The organism is Acidilobus aceticus (assembly GCF_055392325.1).
Window position 1 is genome coordinate 601,118 of the sequence record NZ_AP042407.1, and the last position, 12,927, is coordinate 614,044.

The 12,927-nt window shown below is 59.1% G+C and carries 14 protein-coding genes; 9 read left to right on the forward strand and 5 right to left on the reverse strand.

Annotation, left to right across the window (positions count from 1 at the left end):
* Positions 1-31 precede the first annotated feature (31 nt).
* Entirely contained in the window at positions 32-1,093 is a 1,062-nt protein-coding gene (locus ACZ5OO_RS03230) for an NAD(P)-binding protein (RefSeq protein WP_464078452.1), read from the reverse strand.
* Positions 1,094-1,148: 55 nt separating this feature from the next.
* Here ACZ5OO_RS03230 and ACZ5OO_RS03235 point away from each other — a divergent pair, with 55 nt between their 5' ends.
* Entirely contained in the window at positions 1,149-1,589 is a 441-nt protein-coding gene (locus tag ACZ5OO_RS03235) for an archease (protein ID WP_013267237.1), read from the forward strand.
* Here the strand turns inward: ACZ5OO_RS03235 and ACZ5OO_RS03240 are convergent.
* Positions 1,586-2,125: an archaemetzincin family Zn-dependent metalloprotease gene (locus ACZ5OO_RS03240; protein ID WP_464078453.1), complete on the reverse strand. Its 540-nt coding sequence runs from the start codon at positions 2,123-2,125 to the stop codon at positions 1,586-1,588. The two genes, ACZ5OO_RS03235 and ACZ5OO_RS03240, sit on opposite strands and share 4 nt — an antisense overlap.
* Before the next feature lie 66 nt (positions 2,126-2,191).
* On the opposite strand from ACZ5OO_RS03240, the gene ACZ5OO_RS03245 reads away from it, so the two are divergent.
* The 7 genes from ACZ5OO_RS03245 (at position 2,192) to ACZ5OO_RS03275 (ending at position 6,857) form a co-directional block, all read left to right on the forward strand.
* Positions 2,192-2,884 (forward strand): endonuclease III domain-containing protein, encoded by a 693-nt coding sequence (locus ACZ5OO_RS03245; protein ID WP_464078454.1) that lies wholly within the window; start codon positions 2,192-2,194, stop codon positions 2,882-2,884.
* Positions 2,830-3,366, forward strand: coding sequence for a hypothetical protein (locus ACZ5OO_RS03250; RefSeq protein ID WP_048812881.1), 537 nt, complete (start codon positions 2,830-2,832; stop codon positions 3,364-3,366). The genes ACZ5OO_RS03245 and ACZ5OO_RS03250 overlap by 55 nt, the downstream gene beginning before the upstream one ends.
* Positions 3,367-3,482: 116 nt before the next feature.
* A complete protein-coding gene (locus tag ACZ5OO_RS03255) occupies positions 3,483-4,721 on the forward strand; it encodes a Cdc6/Cdc18 family protein (RefSeq protein WP_464078455.1) in 1,239 nt (412 codons plus the stop codon).
* A gap of 16 nt (positions 4,722-4,737) precedes the next feature.
* Positions 4,738-4,995 carry a helix-turn-helix domain-containing protein gene (locus ACZ5OO_RS03260; protein WP_148217299.1) on the forward strand — a complete coding sequence of 86 codons (258 nt, stop codon included), beginning with the start codon at positions 4,738-4,740 and terminating at the stop codon, positions 4,993-4,995.
* Between the two features lie 62 nt (positions 4,996-5,057).
* Entirely contained in the window at positions 5,058-5,489 is a 432-nt protein-coding gene (moaC, locus tag ACZ5OO_RS03265; protein WP_013267243.1) for a cyclic pyranopterin monophosphate synthase MoaC, read from the forward strand.
* Between the two features lie 46 nt (positions 5,490-5,535).
* Positions 5,536-5,784, forward strand: coding sequence for a hypothetical protein (locus ACZ5OO_RS03270; protein WP_013267244.1), 249 nt, complete (start codon positions 5,536-5,538; stop codon positions 5,782-5,784).
* On the forward strand, positions 5,784-6,857 hold the full coding sequence (locus tag ACZ5OO_RS03275; RefSeq protein ID WP_464078456.1) for a hypothetical protein: 1,074 nt from the start codon (positions 5,784-5,786) through the stop codon (positions 6,855-6,857). The genes ACZ5OO_RS03270 and ACZ5OO_RS03275 overlap by 1 nt, the downstream gene beginning before the upstream one ends.
* Here the strand turns inward: ACZ5OO_RS03275 and ACZ5OO_RS03280 are convergent.
* Positions 6,854-8,014: an NAD(P)-binding protein gene (locus tag ACZ5OO_RS03280; RefSeq protein WP_464078457.1), complete on the reverse strand. Its 1,161-nt coding sequence runs from the start codon at positions 8,012-8,014 to the stop codon at positions 6,854-6,856. The genes ACZ5OO_RS03275 and ACZ5OO_RS03280 overlap by 4 nt on opposite strands.
* Before the next feature lie 90 nt (positions 8,015-8,104).
* Between ACZ5OO_RS03280 and acnA the strand changes: the two genes are divergently transcribed.
* The gene (gene acnA, locus ACZ5OO_RS03285) at positions 8,105-10,777 is read left to right on the forward strand and encodes an aconitate hydratase AcnA (RefSeq protein ID WP_464078549.1); all 2,673 of its coding nucleotides are present in this window, start codon (positions 8,105-8,107) and stop codon (positions 10,775-10,777) included.
* 118 nt (positions 10,778-10,895) lie between these two features.
* Here the strand turns inward: acnA and ACZ5OO_RS03290 are convergent, their stop codons facing one another.
* Positions 10,896-12,254 (reverse strand): APC family permease, encoded by a 1,359-nt coding sequence (locus ACZ5OO_RS03290; RefSeq protein WP_464078458.1) that lies wholly within the window; start codon positions 12,252-12,254, stop codon positions 10,896-10,898.
* Positions 12,255-12,327: 73 nt separating this feature from the next.
* Positions 12,328-12,927, reverse strand: coding sequence for an alpha/beta fold hydrolase (locus tag ACZ5OO_RS03295; RefSeq protein ID WP_013267249.1), 600 nt, complete (start codon positions 12,925-12,927; stop codon positions 12,328-12,330).

Sequence of the window (12,927 nt, forward strand, 5' to 3'; positions counted from 1 at the left end):
AGGCCTACTAGCCTTCAGGCAGTTAATATTGTCAGCTAATCATAATATACTTCATTATCTTAGCTGCAAGGAGAGGCTTTGAGGCGAGGGCCTTTACTATCCTGTTAATGTTCATGGTGCCCAGGGCCACCTCCTCATGAACGGCTGCGGGTATCTCAAACATGAAATCCCTCCTCCTCTCCGGACTCATGCCCTTAAGCGCCTTAAGTATGGACCTGTGGATCCTAACTACCCTCGATATGTTAAGGGACTCGAGCACACTATTAACGTCAAGGCCTGTGAGGTAAGCCCTGGCGGCCTCGTAGCCTGATATAGCCGAGGGCCTAATGCCCTCCCCAGTTAGGGGAAGGACGAAGCCGGCCGCCTCGCCGACCTTGAAGAGCCCTCTGACGCTCCCCGTGGACACCCCTCCCACTGCTATGGGGGCCCCGGCTATCGAGAGTATTGAGTAGCTGCCCAGCATTTCCTTATGCTTCTCAATGTACCTTTCCAAGAGCTCCCTGAGCCTCTGCGGTGACTCAAAGCCGCCCACGCCGACTTCAACGCCCTCCTCGGCAGGGAATATCCAGTAGTAGCCTATCAGGCTCGTGTCAAAGTCTATGTAAAGGTAATCCATGGACTCAAGCTTGGGCGCCCTGACTATGGCCTGAACCCCATAAATCTTCTCGCCATCGTAGAAGGCAACGCCGCCCGCCAGGAGGCCCGTCCTGACCTCCCTGACCTGGCCGTTCACCTTAACTGTGCCGTTTGAGGCGTTGTAAGGCGACGAAGTGTACAGCTCGGCCCCGGAGGAGGCTATTACATCACGTATCATGCCCTCCTTGTCAACTATGTACCCCCTGACGGTGTCCCTGACCTCAACGGACTTAACCCCGTCAACATAGAGGACGGCGCCCTTTATGTCAGCTATGACCCTTTCCTTGGGGACATCGAAGGGCAGGTTAGAAAGCGTTGGTATGCCCCTCCCGCATGGCTTAACAGCCGGCCTTGGGTTAGCCTCGTAGACAACTGCCCTGAAGCCAAGCTTTGAGGCCGCGTACGCCGCAGAGGCGCCTGCAGGGCCCGCTCCAACTATGTTTAGTGCCTCAGCCAAGCCCCTTCCTCTAAAGCCTTTTACATTTGCAGCGAAGTAATAAGTTTGCGGCAGGGTGGGAGTGTTGCAGGGCTGTCCCGGCTATGACTTCCTGGATCACACGGCTGACGTGCTCATAGAGGCCAGGGGCAGGACCAAGGAGGAGGCCCTTGAGCAGGCGGGGCTGGCTGTCTACGAGATCATGACTGACACGTCGAAGGTCAGGCCGCTGACTCACGTCGACATAGAGGTTAACGGGATGGACCTCTACAACACCATTTACAGGTGGATCGAGCAGCTCCTGGTCAGCACCGACGCCGACGGCTTGGTCTTCAGCATATTCAGGGTGTGCGACCTCAGCGAGGACGGCACGCGGCTCGTAGCCAGGGTCTGGGGCGAGAGGTTCGACCCGTCAAGGCACGAGCAGAGGACCATAGTAAAGGCGATGACCTACTCGCAGATGGACTTCAGGGAGGAGGACGGGTGCTGGAGGCTTCGCTTTGTCGTGGACATCTAGTCCGATGGGTGAAGGGACCTGAGCTTAAGCTTGCAGTCGTCGCAGAAGTACGCGGACTTAAGGTCGACGTCCTCCAGCGAGTTGCTGAACGACATGACGCACGACCTGTTGCTGCAGTGTCCAAGGCCAAGCAGGTGGCCCACCTCGTGAACGGACTCCTTGAGGAGCCTCCCCAGGTACTTGCCGTGGTCCTCGGACTCAAGCCTTGCGGTGTAGACGGTGGCAACTCCAAGGTTTGGGTCAGCGAGGCCAAAGACGAAGTTAAGGCCAGGCACGTAGGCGTCCGCCCCCACGAGGCCCAGCGCTAACCTCCCTCCCTTGAGGAGCGGCTCAAGGTTCCTGTGAAGCCACGCGTTGACCTCATCAGCCCTGTACTGCATCCTGCTCCAGTCATAGGCAGATGCGGGGGGCTGAAGCGGCCACATGGAGGGCACGGCGCTTAACCTCACCGGGAAGTGCTTCGCTATTTCGGAGCCCACGAAGACCGCGTCCTCAGGCCTAGTCCTGCCCACGGGCTGTACTATCAGCTCTATCATGACTCTCAGGTGCCAGGTGTTCCTTAAAGTTTTAACTTTAACTTAGACGAGGCTAAGGGGACAGCCTTGGGGGAGAGGCCGAAGGTCATATCAGCTGACGGCATTACAGTTTACAACATACTTAAGGGGAGCGTCACAGTGAGGCAGGAGGACTTTACAGCGCTCCACAGCCTCCCCGACGGCCCCTTCGCCCTCCTGGTCGCAATAATATTAAGCCAGAACTCGAACGACAGAAACTCAATAGCTGCATATGATGACCTCAAAAGGGCCACGGGCTTGGACCCGGCGAGGATACTTGCCCTAGGCGATGGTCTGGAGCAGGTAATTAGGAGGGCAGGGATGGTTAGGCAGAAGGCCAGAGCCATAAAGGAGCTCGCTAGGCTTGCGCTTGAGAGGGGAGTTGATTTCCTTGAGCACGGCGACATTAATGAGGTCGAGAGGGCCCTGCTCTCAATAAGGGGCATCGGCTCGAAGACTGTTGACGTGTTCCTCTCGCTCTACAGGAAGGTGCCGAGGTTTGCGGTGGACACGCACGCCAAGAGGATAGCGGCCAGGTGGGGGCTTACAAGGAAGGGGGCAAGCTATGAGGAGGTCTCAGGGGCGCTGCTTAACTTCTTTGGGCCAGAGAGGTCTGACGAGGCTCACAGGCTATTAATAGCCTTCGGCAGGGCCTACTGCACGGCCAGGAACCCAAGGTGCTCGGAGTGCCCCCTGAGGCAGTACTGCCCATCAGCTACTGCGACAGGTGCCCAAGGCTAGTCGTCACCTCGCTTCCAGGGAGGGACTCCTGGGCCCTCGAGGAGCTCATGGACACCGTGGTCGCGAGGGACCCCTCGGCCAGGTTTGAGGCCACGGGCTACAGGGGGGTCGTGGAGGTCTACTCAAGCCTCAGCCCTGACGAGATCGCGAGGCAGTTCCTCCTGTATCAACATGCCTTCATAGCCAGGGTCGTCCCAGTGCTTGCGTGTTCGACGCCTGAGAGGCTGGGCGAGGCGATGGCAAGGCTTGTGCCCAAGGGGCTTTCGGCGGGCCTGGAGCTCAAGGTAAGGGTACCACTTAAGGGCAGGGTCAGCGAGGGCGCCGTTAAGGAGGCCTTAAGGGTCGCCGGCGTGGCGCTCCGCGGCAGGGAGGCCAACCTCAAGGTTGTAGTGGAGAGCGTTGGGGACTGCCTGCTCATATCAGTTGGGGAGTGGCGCAGCTGTGGGCCTCACTGCGCCGTCCTAGTTCCAGTATTACCCTGAGAGGGAAGGTCCGCGAGGCGCACGCGCGGAGCTAGCAGGTTCCCTTAATAAGCTCAGCTCCTCTTCCGTTAATAGAAGGTATGAAAGTACCCTAGCCGGCCGGAGGACAGGCCTTGATGGGAGGAAGGATATTCACGGACAGGAGGGTGTTCGAGGAGACCTACGTGCCCGACATACTGCCGGTCAGGGACAAGGAGGCGGAAATGCTGCTGAACAGGTACACGTCAAGGTTCAGCGAGGGGCCAGGGGCCACGGACATAACGGTTATATATGGCTCCATAGGAAGGGTTGGCATAGGCAAGACCACGCTGGCGAAATATGTAGCGCACGCCCTCCAGGAGCACCTCAGGAGGAGGGGCGTTAACCTTAGGCCTGTCTACATAAACGTCTACGGCGCCCCCAGCGTGCACCAGATACTCTCAGGCATAGTATCGGAGCTTGGCATAAATGTGCCGGTCAGGGGGACAGCGGCCATAGAGATGCTTAAGGCTATAACGGACTACCTTTACATAAAGGACTCCTACGCCCTCGTGGTCCTGGACGAGTTCCAGTCGCTGCTCATGTCAACGAGGGTCAGCAACGAGGACCTCTATATGCTGCTCAGGGTCTACGAGGAGATACCACCTAAGGACAACGTGAACAGGCTCAACTTCCTCCTGGTCTCGCAGGACTTCAAGGTGCTCAGTTACATGAAGGAGAGGATACCGCAGGTCGAGTCCCAGATAGGCTTTAAGGTCTACCTAAAGCCTTACACGGCCGACGAGCTGAGGGCCATACTCGAGCAGAGGGCATCCCTGGGCCTCGCCGATAGCGCGTGGAGCCACGACATAATTGACATGATAGCTGACTACTACGGCTACTCAGAGACCAAGGGAGGCGACGGCAGCGCCAGGAGGGCTATACTTGCGCTCAGGATGGCAGCCGAGATGGCTGAGGCCGAAGGAGCCATCAGGATAACTGAGGAGCACGTCAGGAGGGCCATAAGCACTGACGCCATATCAAACGTGCCGCTTGACGTCATGAGGTCCCTGAACATTCACGAGCTGCTCATACTGCTGGCCATCTCAACCCTCATAGCAGCCAAGGGGGGCTGGCTCTCCACTGGGGAGATAAAGGGCGAGTACGAGAGCCTCGCCAGGGCCTACGGGGAGGAGCCCAGGAGGCACACGCAGTTCTACGAGTACCTCAAGGACCTCTCAAACCTGGGCCTCCTGGAGTCCAGGGTGACCAACCTGCCCCAGAGGGGCAGGACCACCATGGTGAGGCTCCCACCTGAGATCCCTGCTGACAGGCTCAGGGAGGTCGTCGAGTCCATAATAATGGACAGGGTCGGCGGCCCAAGGATATCGCCATGAGGTGTGGGACTTGAAGGTGGAGGACCTTCTCTCCAGCAGAGGGAGGGTGAAGGTGCTTAAGGTGCTCCTGAACGAGGGCCAGGCAAACATAACGAGGATAGTCAGGGAGTCGGGGCTCAACCACAGGCTCGTCGAGAAGCACCTTGAGGAGCTGGTCAAGATGGGCATAGTTCAGGAAAGGAGATACGGCAGGCTGAGGATGTTCATGGTTGACCTCAGGGACCCCAAGGTCAGCGGGCTCAGCGAGGTCCTGAGGCAGCTGGAGAGCCTCTGAGCTCGTGTAAGCTGATTTAACTTCAACCGTGTACGCCTCCTCGGGCGACCTCAGTGGCTCACATGGTTGACGTCACAAACAAGCCTGTAGTCTACAGGGAGGCCACCGCCTCCGGCGAGATAGTGCTCAGGCCCGAGACGGTGAGGAGGATCAGGGAGGGCCTCGTTGAGAAGGGCAACGTTGAGGCGGTGGCCTCGGTCGCGGCCATCATGGCTGCCAAGGACTCCTCAAAGATAATACCGTTAGCTCACCCGATACCTATAACTGGCGTTGACGTGAGCTTCGACTACACCGAGAACAGCGTCAGGCTGAGGGTGACGGTTAAGACCAAGGCCGAGACGGGCGTCGAGATGGACGCCCTGGCGGGCGTCATGGCGGGCCTGCTGGCCATATGGGACATGGTTAAGGCTTACGAGAAGGACGAGAAGGGCCAGTACCCAGTAACGGCCATAAGGAACGTCGTGGTTGAGTCCAAGTTCAAGGGGGAGGCATAGGCTTACTCATTTTTCCTCCCCCTCCACCTGGGATCAGGGAGCTAGCTTGAGGGTTCACGACGCGCTCAGGAAGGCGTTCACCAAGTACAATGCCTACGCGGACCCGTTCACGCTGATGGAGCTAGAGACCTTCGTCCAGGCGGCCGTCAGGGAGGGGCCGCAGGGGAACAGCATGAAGTCACTAGTTGATAACATAGAAGTTATACTGAGGAGGTCCGAGGACCCGGACGCGGAGACGAAGGCTAGGGAGATAGCCGAGTACGTGCTTCAGCTCTGCAGCTCAGGGTGCAACTGATGAGCCTCAGCAGGAACTCCCTGGCCTCCCTGTTAGCCGACGTGGAGCCCCTGATAATACACCACTGGGACGCCGATGGCATAGCCTCCGCGGTGACCGTGGCCCAGTTCGTGGGGCCTGGGGCCATCTTCGTGGTGCCTCCCTTCACTTACAGGCCGCCCAGGGACTTCGTGGAGCAGGTATCTAAGCTGGCGGCCAACAAGGACGTGGTGCTAGTTCTAGATTATAATGCTCCCCCGGAGGTCTACGCGTCACTTGTGACCGCCATAGGGGGAAGGCCTGTGGTGGCGGTTGACCACCACACCACCACCTACCCAAGGGTCCCGAACTTCTACTATTACAACCCCGCCGCCGAGGGCGACCCCAACGGCCTCTGGCCCAGCGCAGCCCACGTCATAGCTGACGCCCTAGGCTTCTACGATCCCATGCTGGTAGCTATGAGCATATATGGCGACCTGTGGGACGACTCCGTCAACAACAGGGTGTACAGGGCATACATGGAGGAGGTAGGGCTTGACGTGAAGGAGGACTCGGAGCTGATAAGGAACTGCGCCATGCAGATATGGGCGGCTGAGGCGGCGAAGCTAAAGGATGTAATAGACGGCCTCGCCTACTCGCTCGCCTATGGCGGGGCTGACCCATGCGAGGCCATACTGAGCGACCCTCGCATGACCAACGCCAGGGAGGCAGTGGAGGAGGAGCTGAGCAGGGCCCGCTCGGCCGCCTCAAGGAAGGAGGAGCTCAACGGAAGGGTGCTGGCCTTCGGGGTCACCACGAAGTATAAGATAACAGGCATGCTGGCCAGGCAGCTGGCAAGGGAGAACGCCGGCAAGATAGTGGTAGTTTATTCAGTAGAGGAGGGCGCCACGGGCAGGATCTACGTCAGGGGGCTTGCCCAGGCCAAGCCACTCATAGAGGAGCTCCGCTCCAAAGGGCTCAACGTGGGCGGAAAGAGCCAGAGGAGCAACAACGTGGTTTCACTTGAAGTTCAGCCAGGTGACCTTGAACAGGCGGTAGATCTAGTGATTAAGTCCATAGGAAAGCTTGCAGACGTGTTAGTTAGCAATGGTTAGATCATGTCAGCAAGCAGCGAGGCCAGAAGCCTAAGCGACGTCACGGGGCTGGTTATAACAGTATCAGCTGCGGCCAGGTAAAAACGCCACGACTTAATGGACTCCCTGAAGAGGCTATCATGGACGTCATAGTCTATCCTGCCCGAGACCCTCTCTGCAAGCCCTGAGTCCGTGGCGGCCCTTATCAGCACGTCAACGGCCTCCGGCCTCCCATGAAGTAGCCTGGAGAGCCTGTATGTTCTCCTCAAGACTTTAAGCACGCCCAGCACTGCCTCCTCTACGGCGTCAGCGGGCCTGGCCCCGGCATTAATGAGGGCCTGCGCTCTTCGGGCGGCGGCCGCTGATGGGTAAAGCCCCCCACCCGTGAGCGGCTTGTTCATAGAGGCGGCGTCGCCGACGGCTATCACCCTGCCCAGCCTCACCCTCCTTGGCATCGGGCCCGTCAATATGGGCCCTCCATATGTCTTCAGCGGCTTTCCCTCAGCCCCGTGAACCCTCATGGACTCCTCCAGCAGCCTACCGAGGCCCCTTGGGTCCCTCGAGGCGGTCCCTACTACGGTGAGGCCATCTACGGAGACCTTCCACGAAAAGAAGCCGTCTGACGTGGACCTGTCGAACCTGGCCACGAAGTCAGCTTCCCCGCCCCCCTCGAACTCGGCGTTGACCCCGAAGAGGGGGTGACCCGAGAACCCTATGCCTAGGGGTCCCCTCAGGCGGCCGTTAAAGCCCTCGGCTAGCACAATGACGTCATAGCTCCTGCCGGAGGGCAGCACCTCGCCCGAGGGCAGGGGCCTAACCTTGGCCCCGCTGATGAAGTTCACGCCTTCAGCCTCTGCCTCCTCAAGCATGAGCTCCTCAAGCCTCACCCTGTCGAGCTTAACTATGGGCTGCGAGGCCCTGAGCCTGAGGGACAGCCTGGGGCCAGCTATGACGAAGCTCCCTATGGTTCCCAGCTCGGAGCGCAGGGCGGGGCGGCCTATCATGTCCTGGGTGGCCTTAGACACGAGCCCCGTGCAGTGCTCAGGGTAGCCGACCCTGTTATGCTCCTCGTATAGGTCAACGTTCACTCCGCCCTGGGCCAGCGACAGGGCAAACATCAGCCCCGAGAAGCCGGCCCCTATCACAGCCGCCCTCATGTCCTGGGCCTGTAAGTTCACGCCTAGATGCAATAGCTAAAAATCCAGATGCCTAGGTTAGGAGGGGGCTGAAGCTTGAGCACGCAGGACATAAGCGTAGCCTTTGAAAAGATGGACTCGTACGCCGGCCCAGTGACAATAGTGAACCTCCGCAGGCTCGAGGAGAAGGGCATAGTAAAGGTCAGCGAGATGCCGTACTCAATAAGGGTCCTGCTGGAGAACATAGTTAGAAACTACGACGGCTTTGTGGTGAGGGACGAGGACCTAAAGACCATATTTAATTGGAAGGAGAACGCGGGAAAGGTCGAGATACCGCTCCTGCCTGCAAGGGTGATAATGCAGGACCTCACAGGGGTCCCGGCCATAGTGGACCTGGCTGCCATGAGGGACCAGTTTGCCCAGATGGGCTACGACCCCAACATGGTCAACCCGCTCATACCCGTGGACCTTGTGATTGACCACAGCGTCCAGGTAGACTACTACGGCACCAGCCTCGCCCTGAAGAAGAACATGGAGAAGGAGTTTGAGAGAAACTCAGAGAGGTACAGGTTCCTCAAGTGGGCTCAGAAGTCATTCCAGAACCTGAGGGTCGTGCCCCCGGGCAAGGGAATAATTCACCAGGTTAACCTCGAGTACCTCGCTAAGGTGGTATGGATAGGGAACGACAGGCGCAGAGGCCTCACGGCCTACCCTGACAGCGTCCTCGGCACCGACAGCCACACGACCATGATAAACGGCCTCGGGGTGCTCGGCTGGGGCGTTGGAGGCATAGAGGCGGAGGCGGTGGTCCTCGGCCAGCCGTACTACATGCTGGTGCCCCCGGTAGTCGGAGTTAAGCTCGTGGGTAAGCCGAGGGAGGGCGTCACGCCAACGGACATAGTGCTCTACATAACGGAGACCCTGAGGAAGGCAAATGTCGTAGGCAAGTTTGTCGAGTTCTTCGGCCCAGGCATAAAGTACCTGAGCGTCCCTGACAGGGCAACCATAGCTAACATGGCGCCTGAGTACGGAGCCACCATGGGCTACTTCCCAATCGACGAGGTCACCATAAGCTACCTGGCCATGAGCGGGAGGGATCCGAGGCACGTGAGCTTCGTGGAGGAGTATGCCAAGAGGGTGGGCCTCTGGCACGACGAGAACGCCCCTCAGCCATCCTACAGCCAGCTCATAGAGATAGACCTGGGCAAGATAGAGCCAGCCATAGCTGGACCAGCGCATCCTGAGGACAGGATACCCCTGAGCTCCGCCAAGCAGCAGCTCAACACAATAATAGAGTCATATGCTAAGTCACAGAACAGGCAGAGGAAGACTTCTAAGCTCACAATAGACGGTGAGACCTACGACGTGGGCGACGGCATGGTAATAATTGCCGCCATAACGAGCTGCACCAACACCAGCAACCCAACCAACATGATAGCCGCTGGCCTCCTGGCCAGGAACGCGGTTCAGCGCGGCCTAAGGGTGAGGCCGTGGGTTAAGACCAGCAACGCCCCGGGAAGCAGGGTGGTCACCGAGTACCTGACAAGGCTGGGCCTCATGCCTTACCTCGAGGCCCTGGGCTTCCACATAACCGGCTACGGCTGCACTGTCTGCATAGGCAACACGGGGCCGCTCAGGAAGGAGGTTGAGGACTTCATAAGGTCCGAGAAGGTCTACACGGCTGCGGTGCTCAGCGGCAACAGGAACTTCGAGGGAAGGATACACCCGCTCGCCACCGGCGCCTTCCTGGCCTCGCCGCCGCTGGTCGTCGCATACGCCATAGCCGGCAGGATAGACATAGACTTCGACAGGGAGCCGCTCGGCTACGATCCCAACGGCGAGCCCGTGTACCTGAGGGACATATGGCCCTCGGCCGAGGAGGTGGCCAAGTACGTGCAGGGGGCCCTTGACCCGAAGGAGTTCCAGGAGAAGTACAGTGACATATTTGAGGGCACCGAGGAGTGGGTGAAGCTAGAGGCGCCCGCGACGCCGACGTTCCAGTGGGACCCCAAGAGCACCTACCTCAAGAGGCCCCCATTCTTCGAGGGGATGACTGAGAACCCCGAGCCGCTCAAGGACATAAAGGGGGCCAGGGTGCTCATCTACGCCCCGGACAGGATAAGCACGGACCACATAAGCCCAGCCGGGGCCATAAGCCCGACCTCAAAGGCCGGCCAGTACCTGCTCAGCCTGGGAGTGAGGCCTGAGGAGCTCAACACGTGCGGGAGCAGGAGGGGCAACCACGAGGTCATGATGAGGTGCACCTTCGACAACCCCAAGTTCAAGAACCTGCTGACCCCGGACAGGACCGGAGGCTACACCATATACTGGCCCACAAAGGAGGTCATGCACGTGTTTGACGCTGCAATGAAGTACAGGGAGGCGGGCATACCAGTCATAGTCCTGGGCAGGAGCCAGTACGGCATGGGAAGCAGCAGGGACTGGGCCGCCAAGGGACCCTACCTGCTGGGCGTCAGGGCCGTCATAGCTAAGAGCTTCGAGAGGATTCACAGGAGCAACCTGGTAGGCATGGGAATAGTGCCCATAGAGTTCATGCCTAACGAGGGTCCAGACGAGCTGGGACTTGACGGCAGCGAGACCTACGATATAATAGGGCTCTCCGACCTGACCCCAGGCAAGATACTGACCATAAGGGCCGTGAAGCCCGACGGCAGAGTCATAGAGTTTAAGGCCAAGTCCAGGGTCGACACGCCGATAGAGGTCGAGTACATAAGGCACGGAGGCATACTGCACTACATGCTAAGGCAGCTGATGAAGGAGGCAAAGGAGAAGGCGAAGGGGTGAGGGGTGCAGTTTTAAGGCCTTCAAAAACCTTCATGTATGAGGAGGCCGGAACTTTTTCTGTATGTCTTAGTTCCTTCACCTCCCACAGAAGTGGGTAACAGGCGGAAGTTATAAATGTTCACCCGCGGGCGCGGCCCAGGTGCCCTCTTACGGGGTTTCTTGAAATCGACCGCCTTCCAGGCCGCTCACTCCCCAGCATGTCTAATATCTCGGCGTAGAAGAAGCCGAGGATTATCCAGCCCATGAAGACGTAGACCACGTACTTGTTGACGCTGGGAAGCGAGTAGAGGAGCACGAAGATGCTGAGGGAGGCGCCGAGGAGCCCTATAATGAGCTCATGCAGGTGCTTGAGGGCCCTCCTGGCGGAGAGCCTGGCCAGGGAGAAGTTAGCGGAGGAGTGTATGAACAGGTTGAACATGCCTGCAAGGGAGCCGAGCGCGACGAAAGTGTAGAAGAGCCCAAGCCGATAGGCCAGTAGGGTGAGAACTGCGACGAAGAGCGCGGCAGCCATGGCCTCGGCGTAGAGGGGCCTGCCCCTGGCCCTGGCTGAAAGCGACCTTGGCATGTAGCCGTCCAGGGCCATGGCCTCTATGGTCCTTGAGAGCGCAAGCATGTACGAGACTCCGCCGAGGGCGCCGTCATTTATAGCTATGATCGCCAGCGGCACCAGGCTGTAGAGGCCAAACCTGTGGAGCGAGTACTCCACCAGGTTCCCTGAGAACTTCATGGCCTCGAGCGAGTAGAGGAACAGGGAGGCCAGCAGGCCACCGTAGAGGACAACCATGATGGCGGCCTTACCTATGCTCCTGGACTCAGCGTCGCTGCCGAGGGGCGCTATGGAGCCGTAGCCCGTCGGTATCCCAAGCCCTAGTAGGGTGGCCGCAAGGAGCGTCGAGCTCAGCCCGAACCTGAACGGGTCGTAGAGCCTCCAGCCCGAGTCCCTGAGGAAGACCACTGAAAGCGTCACAATTATGATCATCTCCGCTATGGAGACGGCCTCGGCGTACTTGGCGGAGTACCTTATGCCTAACATCACGACCGTGGCCGCCGCGGAGCTCACTAGGAGCGCGAAGGCCCACTGGGGCACTACATTGCCAACGCCCTGCTGAAGCACGTAGGCGCCTCCTGCGAGCAGGGTGCCGCCGTAGGCTATGGCGTAAGCCACGTAGGTCCAGCCCGCGTTAAGGCCGAGGTTTGGAGTTAGGGAGTAGTAGGCGTAGACGTAATAGCCCCCTCCCCTCTTGAACCTCCTGCTCATGAAGTAAACTACGAGGCCGTTTATGCTGACCACGGCTGTGGCTATGAGCATGGCCAGGGGTGCGGCCTCTCCTGCAAGTATAACCATGGCTGTCCCGAACGTGAGCAGCGATATAAGGGGCGCCTGGCCTCCGAACGATAGGAAGAAGAGCTCGCGGAGGCTGAGCCTCTCGCGTTTGTCCTCCTTCGCCTGCAGGATCTCAGCCCTTGGCTCTGACACCAGGACTCAGCCACAGAGCTCTGAGCCGGGAGGGCTAAAGGACGTTTGAGGTGCAAAAACTTATTAATAAGGTTCAGGCCTGCGCTACCCTGCTCTTCAAGAACTCAACGACGGTCTGTACAAAGCCCTGAGGGTCGTCAAGGTAGCAGGCGTGCCTCTCACCTATCCTGACCAGCTCGGCCGTGTTGACCCTGCTCATGACGGCCTCTGCGTTGTCTACTGGTGACACGTCGTCGTGTTTGCCCCATATGAGCAGTATCGGCCTGCCGGTCAGCACCTTGAACTGAGGCCCGTGCCTCACCAGGTCCACGGCGCCCACCAGGACCAGGCCGAGCACCTTGTCGGGGTGGGCCAGGGCGTAGGTTGCAACTGTGTTGCCTCCAAGGCTCGCGCCCAGCAGCACCCCCGCGTTGAAGTTAACCATGGGCAGGAAGTCCTCCAGGAACTTCAGGCCTCCCCCAAAGCCATACTTGCCCTGAGGAGTCTCGCCCTGTCCAGGAGGGTCAACGGATATGGCCCTGAAGCCGGCGTCGGCAACAGCCTTAACTAGGCCCACCTGTACCCACGTCCTGGCGTTGTAGGCTGCTCCCGGCATCATGACAACAGGGGTGCCGGAGCCCTCCTCTATGTAGTGAACCTTAACTCCTCCAACGGTCACGTACCTGTCAGGCAC